Here is an 18173-nt window from a genome sequence, read left to right as displayed (position 1 = left end):
GCTATTCTTCGTGTTTCAACGTTGAAAATTGTATGTCGAACGAAGAATCCTTAGCTATTTTAAGGCTATTTGCAAAACAACAAGCGGAAATTTTGATTTTTATGTGTTTTATTATTAATTTTTTTTTTATTCGAATAATTTTTTAGGGAGCCAACCTTTCGATTGACTCCCTAAAAATCAGCTAAGCAATTTTAGCGTTGATAGCTTAAAACTACTCGTTATCGCCAGCGGTTGCAGCGGTAGCGGTGACAGCGCCTGGCTTGTCGGTCTTAACGCCTGGCCATACCCAATCGGTGTAGTCTGGGTGATCAAGACCCTTGTCGACTGCATACTGGAAGGCTTCGAGGCGGAAGTCCTCGAGCTTCTTGATTTCGTCGGCATACTTAGCGGCATCAACCATGCGCAATGCTTCAGCAGTAAGCTCGTAACGATCCATGTCGTTCACGCGAACCATATCGTATGGCGTGGTGGTGGAGCCCTGCTCCTTGTAGCCATGAACGTTGAAGTTGTCGTGGTTTGGACGATCGTAAATCAAGCCGCGAACGTCATGTGCATAGGAGTGATAAGCGAAGAGGACTGGCTTATCGGCAGTGAAGAGATCAGTGAACTCTTCGTCAGTCAAAGCTTCGTTGTTTTCCTTAGCGGACTGCAACTTGAGCAAGTCAACAACGTTAACAACCTTGAACTTAACGCCAAGCTTGTTCAACTTGTCGGCAGCGGCCATCAATTCCTGCTGTGGAACATCGCCAACACCAGCAAGAACAACCTGAACTTCGTCATTGTTCTTAGCGTTGGAAGCCCACTTCCACTCAGCAGCACCCTTCTCGAGCTCTTCGCGAGCTTCGTCGAGAGTCAACCAAGTAGCAGCTGGCTGCTTACCAGCGAAGATGGCGTTAATCATGTTGGTGGACTTGTAAGCCTTTTCAGCAACAGCAAGCAACATGTTGGAATCCACTGGGAAGTAGATGCCGATTACGTGATCGTTGTTGAAGGTCTTGTTCAAGAGCACGGAGGTTACGCCTGGATCCTGGTGCGAGAAGCCGTTGTGATCCTGACGCCATACGTGAGAGGACACAAGCAAGTTCACAGAGGAGATTGGCTTACGCCATGGGATCTCGCGAACTGTAGCCTCAAGCCACTTTGCGTGCTGGTTCAACATGGAGTCGATAACGTGTACGAAGGACTCGTAAGAGCTCCAAATGCCGTGACGACCAGTGAGCAAGTAGCCCTCGAGGAAGCCTTCCATCTGGTGCTCGGAAAGCTGCTCGGTAACCTGGCCAGTAACAGCCATGTGCTCGTCGACTAAGCCAGAAAGGTAGCCTGCGTCCCACTGCTTGTTGGTTACTTCGTAAGCAGCCTGCAAACGGTTGGAAGCGGTCTCATCTGGGCCGAAGATACGGAAGGAATCTGGGTTGTTCTTGATGATGTCGCGAGTGTAAACACCAAGACGACGGGTAGCTTCGAGCTGACCCCAGCCGTGACCGAATTCCTTAACTTCCTTGACTTCGTAATCCTCAAGCTTTGGAAGCTTAAGATCTTCGCGAATACGACCACCATTGGCGTTTGGATTTTCGCCAATACGGAGTTCGCCCTTTGGCATGAAGGAAAGAACGTCTTCCTTAACAGCACCCTTTTCATCGAAGAGCTCTTCAGGCTTATAGGACTTCATCCAGTTCTTCAAAACCTCGAAGTGAGCTTCGGTATCGCGAGCGGAAGCCAGTGGAACCTGGTGTGCACGCCAAGAACCTTCGGTCTTCTTGCCGTCGATGAACTTCGGGCAAGTCCAACCCTTTGGAGTGCGGAAGATAATCATTGGGTAGTAAGGGCGAGTTACGTCGTTAGTTTGAGCCTCGGCCTTAATATCGCAAATCTCATCGAAGATGGTTTCAAACATATCGGCAAAGCGACGGTGAATGGAAAGGTGATCCTCATCATCGAAGCCAGCAACGAACTCATATGGCTCGTAGCCCATGCCGTGGAAGAACTCGTGAAGCTCTTCGTCGGAAATGCGGGAAAGAATGGTTGGGTTAGCAATCTTGTAGCCGTTCAAATGCAAGATTGGAAGCACAATACCATCGGTACGTGGGTTCACGAGCTTGTTGGACTGCCAACCAGTAGCCAAAGGACCAGTTTCAGCTTCGCCATCGCCAACGATTGCTGGAACGAACAAGCTTGGGTTGTTCATAACAGCGCCGTAAGCGTGGGAGAGAGCGTAACCAAGCTCTCCACCTTCGTGGATGGAACCTGGGGTCTCTGGAGCAAAGTGAGAAGGAATGCCGCCTGGGTAAGAGAACTGACGGAAGAACTTCTGCAAACCAGCTTCGTCCTTGGTGATCTTTGGATAGTACTCAGTGTAGGTACCGTCAAGATAAGACTGAGCAGTACCAGCTGGGCCGCCGTGGCCTGGACCCATGATAATCACGGTGTTCTGCTGGTGATCAGCAATAAAGCGGTTGATGTGTCCAATAAGGAAGTTAAGGCCTGGAGTTGTACCCCAGTGGCCGACTAGACGATGCTTAACATCTTCGCGAGTGAATGGCTCCTTCATTAGAGGATTGCTGCGAAGATAAATCTGACCGATAGCGAGGTAATTAGCAACGCGCCAATACTTGTCTACGCCTTCGATGGCCGCCTCGGAAACTGGAGCGTTAAGCTTCTTCCAAGGGGTGCCAATAACAGGACTCGTCATGTGTACTCCTGTACTCAAGCACTTTTCAGTGCGATTTTAATCATTACCATTTGGTTATAGAGGCCAAAAAACAAATGTATTCGCCTCTTTTTCCATCTTTTTCAGTATAGTAACAGCTTTTGACTTTTGTGCGTTTGATTAGTTACTACGTGCGAATTTGTTGAAAAAATGTGTTAAAGTGTTAACAAAAATCACCTTAAAAGTATCAATTATGTTATGTTTGATGTTCACTTTCTTGTTATGTCAAGGTTGTTTATTTTTACAATTTTTATAATTTGTTAAGTTACGGCGTTTCGCACAACGCAACGTCTAAAAGCGCCATTAGTATAAATTGAATCACCTATAAATGTGTTTCTTATATATAAGGAGAATCATGGCAAACGGTCCGGTACTTGTAGTTGACTTCGGTGCCCAATATGCCCAGCTAATCGCTAGAAGAGTGAGGGAAGCAAACGTTTATTCGGAGCTTGTTCCACACTCCATGCCAGTAGAGGAGATGCTGGCAAAAGATCCAAAAGCCATAATTCTTTCTGGCGGACCTGCCTCTGTTTATGAGCCAGGAGCGCCAAAAATTGACACAAAGATTTTTGAAGCAGGCGTTCCAGTGCTTGGAATTTGCTACGGATTCCAAGTTATGGCTCACGAGCTTGGCGGCGTTGTAGACAAAGCTGCATTGGGTGAATATGGAAAAACGCATGCAACTGTTGATGAAGCAGAAGGATTGCTTGCAAATTCTCCATTAGAGCAAAACACTTGGATGAGCCACGGAGTGGCAGTTAAGAGTGCGCCAGAAGGATTTGAGGTGCTTGCGCACACTCAAGGCGCTCCAGTTGCAGCTATGCAAGATAAAAGTCGCAAGCTTTACGGAGTGCAATGGCATCCAGAAGTCAAGCATACGCCTTTAGGCCAAAAGCTTATTTCTACATTCTTGCATGAATGTGCAGGATTGGAAAATGATTGGAATCCTTCGAGCATTATAGAAGATCAGGTTGCAAAGATTCGCGCCGAAGTTGGAGATGCACAAGTTATTTGCGGACTTTCTGGAGGAGTTGATTCCGCTGTTGCTGCGGCTCTTGTGCACAAAGCAATCGGAGATCAGCTTACTTGCGTTTTTGTTGATCATGGTCTTCTTCGTAAAGGCGAAGTCGAACAAGTTAAGCATGATTTCGTTGAGGCAACTGGAATCAAGCTTATTGCAGTAGATGCAGACGATGACTTTTTAGATGCGCTTAAAGGTGTGAGTGAGCCAGAGCGTAAGCGCAAGATTATTGGAGAAAAGTTTATTCGCACATTTGAAAAAGCTCAGCGTCAAGTTATTGAAGAAGCTGGTAAAACTGGAGCAGAAGTTAAGTTCCTTGTACAAGGCACGCTTTACCCAGATGTTGTTGAGTCTGGCGGCGGAGACGGTGCTGCAAATATTAAGTCGCATCACAATGTTGGTGGCTTACCAAAGGACTTAAAGTTTAAGCTTATTGAGCCTTTGCGCACGCTGTTTAAGGATGAGGTTCGCGCAATTGGTACGGAGCTTGGACTTCCAGATGCTATTGTGTGGCGTCAGCCGTTCCCAGGTCCTGGTTTGGGAATTCGCATTGTTGGCGAGATTACTCGCGAGCGTTTAGCTGTGCTTAGAGAGGCAGACGCTATTGCGCGCGAAGAGCTTTCTGCAGCTGGATTAGATCGCGATATTTGGCAATGCCCAGTTGTTCTTTTGGCAGATGTTCACTCTGTTGGAGTTCAAGGAGACGAGCGCACATACGGTTCTCCGATTGTGCTTCGACCAGTAAGCTCTGAGGATGCTATGACCGCTGATTGGTCGCGAGTTCCTTACGATGTATTGGCAAAGATTTCTACTCGAATCACAAACGAATGCCGTCAGATTAATCGCGTTGTGTTAGACGTTACATCTAAACCACCAGCAACAATCGAGTGGGAATAGATGAGCCTAATATAGTGAGGTAGAATCTAGCTCTAAAAAGAACAAAGTAAGAACAAGGTAAGAGCAAAGCAAAGCCGCAATTCTTGCAGAAAGGAACAATGATGATCCGCAACATAGAGGTATTTACAGGCTTCAATAAAAAGACGCTTGTAAAGTTAAAGTTTGTGTTGGCAAGAGTTGCGGCTATAACATCTTGTGTTGCTACCGTTTTGGCGGGAGCAGTAATCGCAAGCAGCCCAGCGATTGCAAATGAGAGCGCAAAATCATCTCAAAAAACTACACAAAAAGGCGTAATTGTAACAGCATTCCAACAAAATTGGAAAAGTATAGCAAAAGAATGCAAAAAAACGTACGGCCCAGAGGGCGTAAAATACGTGCAAGTTTCTCCTCCGCAAGATCATATTAAGGGCGATCAATGGTGGACAAGTTATCAACCTGTAAGTTATAAGCTAAATTCAAAACTTGGCACAGAAGACGAGTTTAAAAAGATGATTACAACTTGCAAAGCTTCGGGTGTTGGAATTATTACAGATGCGGTAATAAACCACACAACTGGTTTTTCAAACAAAGACACACTTGGCGTTGGCGGAAGCAAGTATGATGCTGCAAATCAGTCGTTCCCAGATGCTGGATATACAAAAGACGATTTTCACAAGTCAACGGAAGATATAAACACGTATAGAAAAGCAGAAATCGTTTGGACGCATCGACTTGTTGGATTGTTGGATTTAGACACTTCTAATCCTCATGTGCAAAAAACTTTGGGAGAGTACTTTGCGTATATGCTAAAGCTTGGAGTGGCTGGGTTTAGAGTTGATGCAGCAAAACACATGTCTCCACAAGATGTAAAGGCTATAAAAGCTGCGGCTGCGGATGCTGCTGGAACAACGCCAGATAAGATTTGGTGGATGCAAGAAACAATAGGGTTCCCCGAGCAAGACCCTAGAATTCAGCCAGACCAATATTTACAAACTGGCGAAGTGAACGAATTTGAGTACTCTTATAGGCTTAGAAACTATTTTTATGGGTCTATTGAGAATCTTAAACATATTACAGATAAGCTGATTCCAAGCAAAAAAGCTGCGATTTTCGTTACGAATTGGGATACTGAGCGAGACAATGCAAGCAGAGTTTTGACGTATAAAGATGGCAAAAAGTATGAGCTTGCAAACGCGTTTATGCTTGCGTATCCGTATGGAACTCCAAATGTGTTTTCTGGTTATGAGTTTACAAAACGAGATGAGGGAGCACCTGGAGCTATGCAAACTTCGATTCCTGATGTGAGTTGTGCAAAGGATTCTAAGTGGCAATGCACGCAGAGGTTAACTTCGATTCGCGGAATGATTGGGTTTTACAACGCTGTTAGAGGCACTAAGGTTACTAATTGGCAAGATGATGACGATAATAACGTTGCGTTTAGCCGAGGAAACAAGGGTTTTCTTGCGATTAACAACACGGAAAAGCCTCAAAAAGTGAATTATAAAACCGACTTGCCAGATGGCGAATATTGCAATGTTTATGAGTCTAAAGATTGCACTAAAACTGTGAGCGTTAGTGGCGGCAAAGTAGAGACCACTATTGATGCGGAATCTGCTGTTGCTCTTCATGCTAATGCTGTAAAAAGCCTTGGAAATGCTAAAGCTAGAAACGTTACAATATTTATTTGCGTGTTTTCTGTGTCAATTTGTGCGTTTGTTGTTAATAGAAGATTTGTTGAAAAATCGAAGAAGCTTGCTAAAGGCAATAGTGATGGTGTTAAAACAGGTGAGACTGAAGGTAAGTGATTCTGGAATAAATCTTTAGGTGAGTCTTTAGTTGAGCTTTATGTGAGCTTTAGTTGAGTCTGAAATAAATCAATATTCTAAAACAGGTTGACTCTGTTAAAACGTTTATTTATAATGATTATTCTGGCTTTATGCCAGTATTTAAATGATAGTTTGATAAATCAAAAGGGGTCGATCGGTTTCGACGGTGATCTGTTCGCCGCGGGGAAGCGTGCCGAGAATGCGAAAGTCCACTCGTAAACGTCCTTTCGCAAAAGAATAAGTGCTAAATCTAATCGCACTGAGTTCGCTCTCGCTGCCTGAGCTTCGCGCCAGGATTAACCAGTGAGCAGCTGCTCCGTTTACCCACTCACGTCTTCGGAGTGGTGCTAAACGTCATTAGAAGACTTGCTTGAATTGCCGAGCTGCAGGGTAGTTCAGGGACTTTTACTGTAGATATGCTCGCCATGAATTGTCTGCGATAACATGGGGGCAGAAAAACTGCCGAATGGCCAGCAGACTACGCACGTAGAAGACCGAGGGTACGGTTTCCGGACCGGGGTTCAATTCCCCGCGACTCCACAAACGCAATAACGCCACTGCTCAAACAGTGGCGTTTTTTTTTGTTGTTGTTCTATTGTTTAACATATCATGAATTGCTGTAAAGTCGCGCAAAATGCGTTAACTAGCTTCGTTTTTTGCGGACTTTTTGCTGGCTGAAGATTTTCTACTGGATGCAGATTTTTTGCTGGCTTCACTCTTTGCGCTAGTCGCAGGATTCCTGCTAGTTGTAGTGTTCGTTCTGTGTGTATCCATTCCGCTAGGCGTAGCCTTTGCGTTGTTTGCAGTGTTTCCACTGTTTGTAGTCGTGTTACTAGTTTTACTACTACTTTTACTAGTTGTGTTTTGAGTCGTGTTACTACTAGTGTTGTTTGTGTTGCTGTTTGTACTCGTGTTTTGAGCCGTGTTTTGTTGTTTTACTGCTTCTAGGTTATGTTGAAAGTTTTGGCGTTTAATCTCGTTCTTCTCGTATTCGCATAATTGTTTTCCTAGGCTTCTAGCTATCATGCGTGCTCGAGTTTTAATATTATTATCCGACATGTTTTTGAACTCGTTTAGCATGCTGATTTTACGCATGACCATGTTTTCAGCGTCTATGAGTTCTTTACAATGATTATTAACCGCGTGCGCTTGATTTTGTGCTTCTAGTTTTTCTTTTTCTGCTTGCTTGCATTTTTTAAGATGCGCGTCTCTTAGACGGCGTATAGCGTTTTCAACGCTTCTACTTCTTGTGTTCGCGCGCCCTTCGGCAATTACAGGGTTTTTCGCGTAATAGTCGTGGATGATTTTATGTGATAGTTCAGTATCGCATGCGTTGTTAGTGTCAACGCCTCTTCTAGCGTCAACCCATGGTAGTTCACTGCGCGCTCTGGCGGCTAAGTCTTGTGTAGTGTAATCTTTTAACGCTTCGCAAACGGCGTATACTACGCGTAGTTGGGAGCGGTTAAATGTTTTGTATAGTTCGATTGGGCTGAAGATAATATTGTTTTCGCTTACTTCGTCTTGTGTTAGGTAGCATATGTTAAATAGTTCTAGGCATACTGGCCCGTTTTTCCATGCTTGGAATGAGTTGGGGAATAATTGTATGCTTGTTGTGGATAAGTATTGTGCTTGACAGTAGTATGTGAGTAGTTCTAGTCTTTCGTGGCTCATTTTTCCGTAATTGTGTAGTATTGCGTATGCTACGCGTTTGATTGTAGACATTTTTAGTATTCCTTTCACCGTTGAAAAGATATGACTATTGGTGGGGTAATGGTTTTTATTTTGCGAAAACGTTACCATACGAGTTGCGTATGGTACAAACTGGCGGCGTGTCGCGAATCGACTTGCATGGGCGTTTTGACTGAACTTGAAATTGCATAACGCATTTCAAGCTCATTCAAAGCGTGATTTGGCTCAAATGTAAAGTCCAGTGGACTTTACATGCGGCGAAGACGTTCGCGCGCTGTAACGCGAGAACGACATGACCTGCCTGAGCGCTTAGGCCTCGCAAGCGACGCGACACACCCGAAAATCCTTTTCTTAAAAAAACCTGGGAAAATTCTTCAAAAACCTTGAAATGCGTATTTTTACGGTTTAAGTGTTGTTTATCATCAAATTTTACGGCAATAGTGGCCTTAATTGTGGATTAGTTTGTGTATAACATCATTTTTTTCGGTTTGGCATGTGTGGCTGAGGCTTGACTTTTTCAAACGGGGGGGGGGTATGTTAATAGCAACATCACACGGTGGATAACCGTTGGTGGAAATGCGCGAACGCGTGTTTTAGATTTTCCCCGATCTATCGCGGGTTTTCTGCGATGTGAATGGGGGAGAAGAAGAAAGGAAATAAAATGATGAATAAGAAGGCTATCGCCGCTTTCGCTGCTGGCGCAACTTTGCTTGCCGGCTTCGCAATGGCAACCCCAGCATTCGCTGCTGTTCCACGTACTGTCAGTACTGATGAAGCTAAGGATGATTCGTTTGCTCTTAAGACTTTGAAGGCAGCTTTGAAGAAGGCTTATGATGATGCTGATACTGCCGAAAATGAAAAGACGAACGCCAAGGCTGCTGCAACTATTGTAGATGAAAATGGTGATCTTTTGAACAAGGCTGACTACAAGCTCAATGATAAAGGTGAGGTTGTCAAGAAGGCTGATGATTCTAAAGATGATGCAGCTACTAAGGCAAATACCTATCGTGAAAAGCTTGCCACATACAAGGCTGCACTTGAGGCTGTAAAGACTGCTGAGGATGCTGTAAACGCTGCAACTCCAAAAGTTGAGCCTTCTAAGGATGCAAAGCGTGTTGCTCTTGCTAAGTTGGATGAAGCTAAGGAAAACTTGGGTAAGGCTCAGGAAGCTAAGGATAAGGCTTTTGCTGAGGCTGATGCTGCTTTCAACGCTAAGCATGAGGCTGAGAATAACTTAAAGGCTGCTCAGCGTGCTCTTAAGGATTACCAGGATGAGAATGCTAAGGATAAGGGTTCTCGTGCTTACAATGCTGAAGTTGAGAGCTTGAAGAAGGTAATCAATGAGGCTAAGGAAGCTTTGGCTGCTGCAAAGACCAAGTTTGCTGATGCAAATAAGGCTTTCAATGAGGCTGCTACTAAGTTCAATAAGGCTTTGAGCGAATATGCTGGTGCTTACAAGAATGCTCAGGCTTCTAAGGCTGATGTTTCTACGTATCCAACTCCAGCTTCTTTGGCTCCTCTTTCTACTGACTACAAGTATGGCACCAACTTTGTTCCATCTACAACAGTTCAGCCAGGTAAGCCAGGTGCTGCAAAGCCAGGCAAGCCAGGTCAGGCTGCTGGCCAGGCTGGCGCTAATGCTGCTGCTGGTGCTAAGACCACTGTGGTTGAGAAGAAGAAGGATGGCGGTAAGAAGTTGCCTGGTACTGGTGTTGGCGTAACTTTGACCGCTTTGGCTGCCACCATGCTTGCTGGCATGGGTGCTGCTGTTCGCAAGGCTCGTCACTAAGCATTGCGCGCGCACTTATGCTAAGTGTGTGAGTGCGTGCTTATGCTCTTTTAGAGTTTGCACTTAACGACTGGTGTGGTGTTTTGTAGGGAAATGCCACACTGGTTTTGCTCTTGATTCTTGCACTTTTGTTTTAATTCTGGTTTGCTATTATTTTCTTTTCTTCCCAGAGTTAGGGCGTTGGTTGCGGGGTTTTGAGTGTTGAGTGTGTTGCTTTCGGTTTTATTTGCTACTAGGGGCATTTAAAATCGAAAGCTTTTTTGTTTTTCACTTTTTGTTTTTTTACTTTTGGTCTATAACCCTCACTTTTTGTCTAAACTGTTTTTTGGTCTATAGCTAACCACTGTTTTTTGTAGCGTTTTTGTTATTTTGTATTATTATTTGTTGATTTTTCTTGAACAAGAGTATAGTGTTACTAAATTTGTAAAATAAGCTATTGGATTTGTGTAGTTTGTAGTGAATTATTTAAGTTTGATAGTGATTTGCGAGTAGTTATGCATTTGCAGAAGCTTGCATTATGATTTGCGATTTTACAAGAGCTTTAAGGGAGAGTTGGTTGCTGTGAAGTCAATATTTAGTAAGAATAATATTTTTATTCGTATGAGATCTATTAGTCCAGCATTGCGATGGGCTTTGGTTGGCTTCTGTTTTTCCATGCTAGGCAATCAAGCGTATGAAGGCTCGGTTTTGCCTTCGATTATTATTGTGGGCTTGCCGGCTTGGGTGATTGGTTTTCGTAAGACTTTTATGACGGTTGCCGATTTTCTTTCGCCATGCTCTGGTTGGATTGTTGATAAGCTTGGCGGTTTTCGCGCTCTTGCAATGACTGAAGGCGTAGAAGGCGTGCTTAGTTTACTACCGCTTCTTATGCTTGGCTCTCCTGCGTGGAAGTGGTCGCTGGTGGCTCTTTCTTGCGCATTGCTGATTACTGGTCAAGTGATTGATATTGCTAGCGAAGTTTTCGAGGTTGATGCTGCAGGCGGCGATGACGGCATGATTGTAAACTACAGCGGCATTGTGAGCGTTTTGGCAAGTATTACAGGAACCTTGCTCGGCTCTCCGCTTGGTTCGTGGATTGCAAGCTGGTCGATTCCTGCTGTTTTGATTTTCTCGTCCGTGACTTCTTTTGCGGCTTGTGCTACGCGATTTATTATGAAACAAGACATTGCGCGAGCGTCTTGCGAAGTAGCGGAAGCGCAGCAAGATGTAGAGAATGAATCGCAAGAATCACAAGTATCGCAAGAAAATGACGTTGCCAACAAATCCACAGTTAAGCAATCTGCGAATCCATTACTAAAGAGTAAAATCATGCTTCTTGCTGGATCTCTTTTGGTTGCTTTTATTCCTGCATGCTCTGTTTCTTATATTCTTCTAGGTCTTGGTAAGCAATATGGTTCTAACTCTTTGACGATATTGTATATTTTTACTGGTGTAGGAAGCGTGCTTGCATCCGTTTTGTATGCGCACTCGTCTCAAAAACTCGGTTTAAGAAAAGTTGCAATTTTAGGCATTATTGTGAGCGCATTTTCTTATTGCTTTATGTTTATTAATCTTTTGCCAATAATGTGCTTTGCGTTCTTACTTGAGGCAATTGGCGGAATGCTGCTAGTGGAGCCGATTATTGTTGCGCGTCAGATTCTGTTTAAGGGAAGTACTCTCGCTAAGTTTTCTGGTTGGGCGCGCCTTGCGTTTGCGATTGGTGCTACTACTGGTTCTTGGATTGGATTTGCATTCTCGTCTACGTTCCAATGGCAGCTTTTGCCTATACTCGCGCTGATTTTCACAGCAGGATTGCTTGTTGTTTTGCCTCAATTACCAAATACTAGTTATGCTGTGCTCGCATGATTATTTGTAATATTTAATATTCAATATAGTTGTGACTTTAATCATATAGTAGTTTTTATCTATAATACTTGAATTTCCGCATGGGGGGGGGGTATCCTTTGCTCTATTAACAAGCTCTTTTGCAAGATGTGAGTTTATGTCTGCAGAGCGAGTTGAAGAGCAAATATATAAGTGAGGACTGTTAATGGTTAAGAAAACGCAAACTGCTAAAAATGCTTTACATGTGTCTAAGAATTACGCGTATTTGAAGCCGAGTGTACTTCGTTCAATGGCGAATGATATAAGTGGAACTCGTTTAGAAGCATGTAAGTCGTATGCGGTTTCGCGTTTACCGAAGATTGCTGTGACTGCAACGTTAGCAAGCTTGCTTGCTTGTGGTGCTGGTTTGCCAACTCATCAAGCTTGGGCTAATGGTTTTAATCTTCCTGATGGTAGCTATAGGTATGCGAATCGTGATTCTTCTACAAAGGCGCAGAGGTATGTGGATATTAAACTAGTGCCATGCGATGAAAAACAAAACGATAATAAGGATACGGCAGACAGAAAAACTTACGGACAATATTATAAGGTTGAATACCAGTTTAATTCTAATGGCGATTGGTGGGGTGGTCGACCATTCTGGTGGGCGAGCGTGCCTAAGGGTGTTGAGATTGTAAACGGTAAAGTTAATTTGTACAAACATGAACAGTTGACTGGTGATTCGTCTTCTCAGCAAACAGGTGCAACATATACAAAGGAGTCTTGGAATCAGTCTGCAAGCCGTTTCTGGTTTAGTAAGAATACGGAGAAAACTGAGTTTGAGAATAACTGGAAGAGGATGACTGGTGAAGCCGGTGGTTATAACAACTCAGGTGATACTTACAATACTTCTACAGCATATATGAAAGATACGAGTGCACTAATTATTAACTGGGAGAGTAGGGGCAATAGAAAATCTAAGATTAGCTTCGTTATTAAATTGAATGCTAAAGAAGAGCCATTAAAGTTTGCTGCAGGTGTGTACCAGGTGATGGGAAACTGGCATTACACTGTTGGAAAGGTTGAGCTTGCACCGACTTTGCCAGAGTATTCCGAGGAATTAGAGCTTAATTATCCTACTGATAAAGTAGAGGTTGATTCTGCGAAATATGGCAAGAATCTTTCAGAAGATGCGAAGAATGCTGTTCTTACAAAGCTATGGGATGCTAATAAGAGTAATGCCGATGTGCTGAAAAAGCTTAAAGGTATGGAACAGACTCAAACTGAAGAGGCTTTCAAGCAGGCTGTAACTATTAATGATGATGGCAGTGCGAAGGTAACGTATAAAGATAACTCTACGGATACTATTTCTAAGGAGAATCTGACTAAGCGCTACGTGCCGTTGGCGGATCGCACAAAAATTACGTATCCAGATTTGACTCCTGTGAAGAATCCAACTGATCTTGATAAGTCAGAGAAGACGCAAGTTGAAGATGCTATTAAGAATGCTAATAGTAAGATTAAGGATCTTATAGAAAAGGTTGATGTTGCTGCTAATGGTGATGCAACAATCAGATTCAAGGATGCAACTGGTACTCATTCAACTAAAAAGCTTGAAGGCAAGTATCTTGTAAAGAAGCAGCGTTCGCTTGCGGATAAGTTTACGCCATTATACGGGTTACCTATTGGTGTGAAGAATCCGAGTAGCCTTTCGCCTGATGATATCAAAAAAGTTCAGGATTCTATATACGATGCTAATAAAAATGTAAATGGATTCCTTGATGCTATAAATAATAATAAAAATAACATTTCGATTGCTACTAATGGTAATGCAACAATTACTTACAAAGATAACGAAAATAGCTTCCCTTCAAAAGATACTATTTCTCACACGTTATTAGTTTATAAGATACCATCTTTATCTGAGCGAGTGAAAATTGCTATGCCAAGCAGACTTGGTGTAAAGAATGCTGCAGATTTATCTCCTCAAGAACAAAATGTAATTAAAGATAATATCAAAAAAGCTAATAAAGATCTCGATCAAAATCTTAAGAAAGACGCTAATGCTATTAATGTAGGAAAAGATGGTACTACAACAATAACGTTCAGCGATGATAGTACTGTAAAAATTCGCGGCGAGCGTCTAGTTTATACGCAAGGTAAAAGCACTGCGCAAGGAACTCATAAAGTTACTGCTGGAAAGTATACGTACAATATAACTCCTATTAAGGTGACCAATATTAATAATATCGATGGAAATAATTGGGCTGATGCAGCTCGGCGTTTCATGTTTGATAATTATAATTGGACAAATAAAGGAACAGATTTTGACAAAATTAGCCATCAGGCTCCGCTGGGAGAGGGCGGAGGTAAGATAGCTAGTGGCTATAAATGGGATCTTGGTAAACAAGTTAATGTTTTTAGTCCAATTAATGGTACTAGCGGCTTGACTATCGATACTTTTTCAAAACCCGGTGTAAATGGAATTATTCATGGCGATGATAATACTCTCCAAATTAGGGGTGTAGACGGATGGAATTCTGATGCCCAATATTTCTCATTATCCAAAGATGATCTTTTCTATGCTGATGGACCAGCGTTTAATCCAGAAGACGAAAAGAAAAAGATTGATGATGCAATAGAGAAAGCTCTGAAAGATAAGGGATTCTCTGGAGATGAACTTAATAAACTTAAGAATGAAATATCTAAAGATAAAGATGTTTTATCGGATAAAAACGGTATTAAAAAACAAGATGACGTTGATAAGCTTCTGAAGAAAATAGACGAGCTTGTTAATAAGAAGAAAGAAGAATCTGATAATAAAAAGCAGATTGATAAGGCTAAGAAGGATCTTGGTCTTGATGATAAGCAGAAAAAAGAGCTTGATGAACAGCTGAAAGGCGTAACTGATTCTGAAAAGATTCGTGAGAAGATAAACGAGTTCCAGAAGAAGCAGGATCAGCAGAAGCAAACTGAGTCTGATGACAAGCAGGAAGAGGCTGACCAAAAGCAAAAGCAGGCTGTTCAAACTCAGCAGAATGATGATAATAATACTGTCGACCAAAAGCAGAAGCAAGCTACTCAAGAGGAGAATACTTCTAATCAGCAAGCTGAAAAAGACAAGAAGGATGCTGAGCTTGAGAAGAAAAAGCAGGCTGCTATTGATGAAATTCGCAATGGTGAAGATTATAAAAATCTTACGCCTGGTGATAAGAAGCAGTTTATTGAGCAAGTTCAGTCTGCTAATGATGAAGCTGGAGTAAATAAAGCCAAGAATGATGCTACGTTAAAAGGCAATCAGAATCAGAATGCTGCTTATAACAGTAATAAAGAAGGTTTTGATAAGGCTAAGACTGATGCTAAGAAGAAGATTGGTGAGTTGACTAATCTCAACGCACTAGATAAGCAGAAGTATCAAGACGAAGTAGGTAAGGCCGATAGTCTTGATAAAGTTGCAGATATTCTAAATAAAGCTGAGTTTGATGATGCTAAAGCTGCAGCTAAGAAGAAGATTGCTGAGCTGAAGCAGAATGGTGATCTTACTGAAGATGAAGCTAATGATTTAACCGGTCGCATTGACAGTGCTAAAGATCTGCGAGAAGTTGAGGGTATTCTTGAGGAAGCTGAGCTAAAGAAAGCTAAGAAGGATGCTAAATCTGAAGTAGATAAGCTCACCAATCTTAACAAAGCTCAGAAAGATGCGCTTAAAGCAGAGATTGATGATATTGAAACTGACCCTACCAGCAATAAGTTGAATACTGTTGATCAGGCTAAGACTGCTATCACTGATGTTGTTACCAAGGCTAAAGAGCTTGACAAAAAGATGGGAGATCTTAAGGCTCTTGTTGATTTGGTCAAGAAGCAGGAAGAAGACCTTAAAAAGTCTGATAGCTACAATGATACATCTAAGAAGACTGCTTTTGACAGTGCGTTAACAAATGCATCTACTCTTGTTGACACAGCTAACGGTACGAATGCTGATGGTACCAAGGTTGACAATATTAAGAAAGCATTAGAACAAGCTGTTAATGATCTCGGTGGTAATACTGTTGACAAGTCAAAGCTTCAGGATGAAATTGAGATAGCTTATGAATTGCAAGGCAAGAATAAGCAGGGTCAGGATGATTCTTCTAAGAAGAAGAATCCAAAGTATGAGAATGCTTCTAAAGATAAGAAGAATGATTTTGATAATGCTCTGTCTAATGCAAAGAGAGTTTATGACCAAAAAGATGCTTCACAGCAGTCTATTAATGATGCTAAAGATAATTTAAGCAAAGCGATTGATGCTCTTGATGGTCATGATAAGTCTCAATTGGTAGCAAAACTCACAGAAGCAAAAGATAAGAAGAATGATGTTTCTTATAAGAATGCTTCTGTTGGGAAGCAAACTGATCTTGACAATGCTATAACCTCTGCAGAAGATATCGTAGAGAAAGCTGGTGCAACAGCAGGTGATATTACTAACGCTATCACTGCTCTTACAAATGCTGTTACTGGTTTGGACGGTCAGGATACCTCTGCTTTGCAGAAGGCTGTTAATGATGCCAATATTAATAAGTCTAAAGTAGCTTATAAGAACGCCGATAAAGATAAGCGAGATAATTTTGATCATGCTTTGCAAGCTGCTCAATATATCTTGAAGAATCCTCAGGGCAAGACTGAGGAAGCAATCAACGATGCTAAGGCTAACCTTGAAACTGCTTCTAACGCTCTTAATGGAACTGTAGATACGTCTAAGTTGCAAGCTGAAGTTAACAAAGCTAATTCTTTGAAGAAGTCCGTACAGTATACGAATGCTGTTCAGGATAAGAAGTCTGCGTTTGATGCAGCTCTGCAGCAGGCTGAGTCTTCTCTTACTGAAGCGAATAACAATCAGTCTCATAAGTCTCCTGAAGAAAAACAGAAAGCTGTTAATGATGCGCTGCAGCAGCTTCAAACCGCAGCAGTTGCATTGAATGGTGTTGATATTGCTGATTTGCAAGCTGAGATTGCTCTTGAGAATAGTGTGAAAGAGTCTGTAAAGTACGTGTATGATACTGCTGAAAAGCAGCAAGCATATAATAAGGCTTTGCAAGATGCGAAGGAGCTTGTTTCTAAACTGGCTGGATCTGGTGACGAGAGTAAAGATCTTGCTGGTAAGTCTCAATCAGAGCGTCAGGCTCTTGTTGATTCTTCGTTAAAGAATCTTAAGAATGCTAAAGATGCTTTGAATGGTGTTAATAAGACGGTATTGCAAGCTGAAGTTGATGATGATTCTCGCTTTAGCAAGTCGTTAGAATACTCGCTTGGTGAGCCTAATGATTTGGATGTGTATAAGAAGGCGTTGGCGGAAGCTAAGAGCGTGCTTGCGGATCCTAATGCTACCCAGGCTCAAGTTGATTCTGCGTTGAAGGATCTTCAGGCTGCGAAGAACAGTATTGTGAATAAGTATAGCGGCTCTGGTACTGGCTCTGGTACTGGTTCTGAGTCTGGTATTGGTGTGAATGATAACGCGCCTACTATTGCAGATAAGGGTGAGTTGAATATTCAGATTCAGAATGCTGAGTCTGATTCACAGACTGGTAACGTTGGTTCTAATAATGCCGATAATGCTGGCGCAAACTCTGGTAACGCTTCTAGCAACAACGCTGATAACACTTCTAATGGCACAAATTCTATTGATGTGAATGCTTCTGTTGAGAATAACCAGGCTGTTAAGCAGGCAGATGCTCAAGTTTCTAAGGCTCAGGCGGATGTGAATACTGCTTTGGCGGAAGCTAAGCGTGTGCTTGCGGATCCTAATGCAACTCAGGCTCAGGTTGATGCTGCTGTTCGCAACCTTTCTATGGCTCGTAAAGCTTTGGCTGATGCTAAGTCTAATGCTGCCAAGGTTCGTGCTTCTGTGCGTTCTAAGGTTTTGAAGAGTGGTCGTGCTGATCAACTTAGTAATACTGGTAGTAATGTGTCTGTGTTTGGCTTGCTTGCTGCAACTATTAGTGCTGCTGGTGCTGCGCTTTTAGGCAGCAGGCGTCGCGGTGCTTATCGTCACAGCAATAAGTAGAATACTTGCTAGCTGGTCTGGGTATTGCAGATCGGCTAGCTTTAGAGCCTCTTAATGTTGGCTTAAATGCATTCAGTATGTTTGCTCAGTATTAAATAATAGAATAATTAAATTAACTAAAAACGTGCCTCACTTTGCATTTTCTTTACTTTGCGAAGTGAGGCATTTTGCCATTTTATTTGCGATTAAATGGGAACTTGTAGATGTTTACTATATCTTAAGTTATATTAATCATAAACACTTATTGAAGCCTTTAGTTACTGAGTTGCTAAGTCATTGAATTATTGAATTATTGAATAACTAAAACCTAACGATTTGCATACGTATGCATGCATGTGTATAATATGTAAAAATAGAAAATCTTGCGAGTATGAATACAAATAAAAGAGTATAAAATATTCTGCACAAACTAAATTACAGGA

At 42.3% G+C, this 18173-nt stretch carries 7 protein-coding genes and 1 other RNA gene; 6 read left to right on the top strand and 2 right to left on the bottom strand.

Annotation, left to right across the window (positions count from 1 at the left end; all coding sequences use genetic code 11):
* Window positions 1-211: 211 nt before the first annotated feature.
* Complete coding sequence (locus tag NYP55_RS01295) at window positions 212-2689, bottom strand: phosphoketolase (RefSeq protein ID WP_004112522.1); 2478 nt, start codon at window positions 2687-2689, stop codon at window positions 212-214.
* Window positions 2690-3062: 373 nt separating this feature from the next.
* Here NYP55_RS01295 and guaA point away from each other — a divergent pair, with 373 nt between their 5' ends.
* From guaA to ssrA, 3 genes are all read left to right on the top strand, one after another.
* Window positions 3063-4625, top strand: a complete 1563-nt coding sequence (gene guaA / locus NYP55_RS01290; RefSeq protein ID WP_004130224.1) for a glutamine-hydrolyzing GMP synthase — start codon at window positions 3063-3065, stop codon at window positions 4623-4625.
* Between the two features lie 101 nt (window positions 4626-4726).
* Window positions 4727-6409, top strand: coding sequence for an alpha-amylase (locus NYP55_RS01285; protein WP_472781518.1), 1683 nt, complete (start codon window positions 4727-4729; stop codon window positions 6407-6409).
* A 167-nt stretch (window positions 6410-6576) separates the two neighbouring features.
* Window positions 6577-6973, top strand: a transfer-messenger RNA (tmRNA) gene (gene ssrA, locus NYP55_RS01280).
* A 96-nt stretch (window positions 6974-7069) separates the two neighbouring features.
* On the opposite strand, the gene NYP55_RS01275 is transcribed toward ssrA, so the two are convergent.
* A complete protein-coding gene (locus tag NYP55_RS01275) occupies window positions 7070-8152 on the bottom strand; it encodes a Panacea domain-containing protein (protein ID WP_472781447.1) in 1083 nt (360 codons plus the stop codon).
* A 628-nt stretch (window positions 8153-8780) separates the two neighbouring features.
* On the opposite strand from NYP55_RS01275, the gene NYP55_RS01270 reads away from it, so the two are divergent.
* The 3 genes from NYP55_RS01270 to NYP55_RS01260 all read left to right on the top strand — a co-directional run bounded on the left by NYP55_RS01270 (window position 8781) and on the right by NYP55_RS01260 (window position 17751).
* Window positions 8781-9908, top strand: a complete 1128-nt coding sequence (locus NYP55_RS01270; protein WP_472781446.1) for a hypothetical protein — start codon at window positions 8781-8783, stop codon at window positions 9906-9908.
* A 561-nt stretch (window positions 9909-10469) separates the two neighbouring features.
* Entirely contained in the window at window positions 10470-11753 is a 1284-nt protein-coding gene (locus tag NYP55_RS01265; RefSeq protein WP_162862687.1) for an MFS transporter, read from the top strand.
* A 184-nt stretch (window positions 11754-11937) separates the two neighbouring features.
* Entirely contained in the window at window positions 11938-17751 is a 5814-nt protein-coding gene (locus NYP55_RS01260; protein WP_472781445.1) for a MiiA motif-containing surface protein, read from the top strand.
* Window positions 17752-18173: the final 422 nt, after the last annotated feature.

This window comes from Gardnerella sp. c10Ua_31 (assembly GCF_055700915.1).
The sequence above is the reverse complement of the archived record's forward strand: the minus strand, read 5'-3'. Positions and strand labels throughout refer to the sequence as shown.

What these genes read in the sequence shown, in the direction of transcription:
- NYP55_RS01270 (WP_472781446.1), top strand. Translation starts at nt 8,781, where the DNA reads ATGATGAATAAGAAGGCTATCGCCGCTTTCGCTGCTGGCGCAACTTTG.
- NYP55_RS01260 (WP_472781445.1), top strand. Translation starts at nt 11,938, where the DNA reads ATGGTTAAGAAAACGCAAACTGCTAAAAATGCTTTACATGTGTCTAAG.
- NYP55_RS01295 (WP_004112522.1), bottom strand. Translation starts at nt 2,689, where the DNA reads ATGACGAGTCCTGTTATTGGCACCCCTTGGAAGAAGCTTAACGCTCCA.
- NYP55_RS01285 (WP_472781518.1), top strand. Translation starts at nt 4,727, where the DNA reads ATGATCCGCAACATAGAGGTATTTACAGGCTTCAATAAAAAGACGCTT.
- NYP55_RS01275 (WP_472781447.1), bottom strand. Translation starts at nt 8,152, where the DNA reads ATGTCTACAATCAAACGCGTAGCATACGCAATACTACACAATTACGGA.
- guaA (WP_004130224.1), top strand. Translation starts at nt 3,063, where the DNA reads ATGGCAAACGGTCCGGTACTTGTAGTTGACTTCGGTGCCCAATATGCC.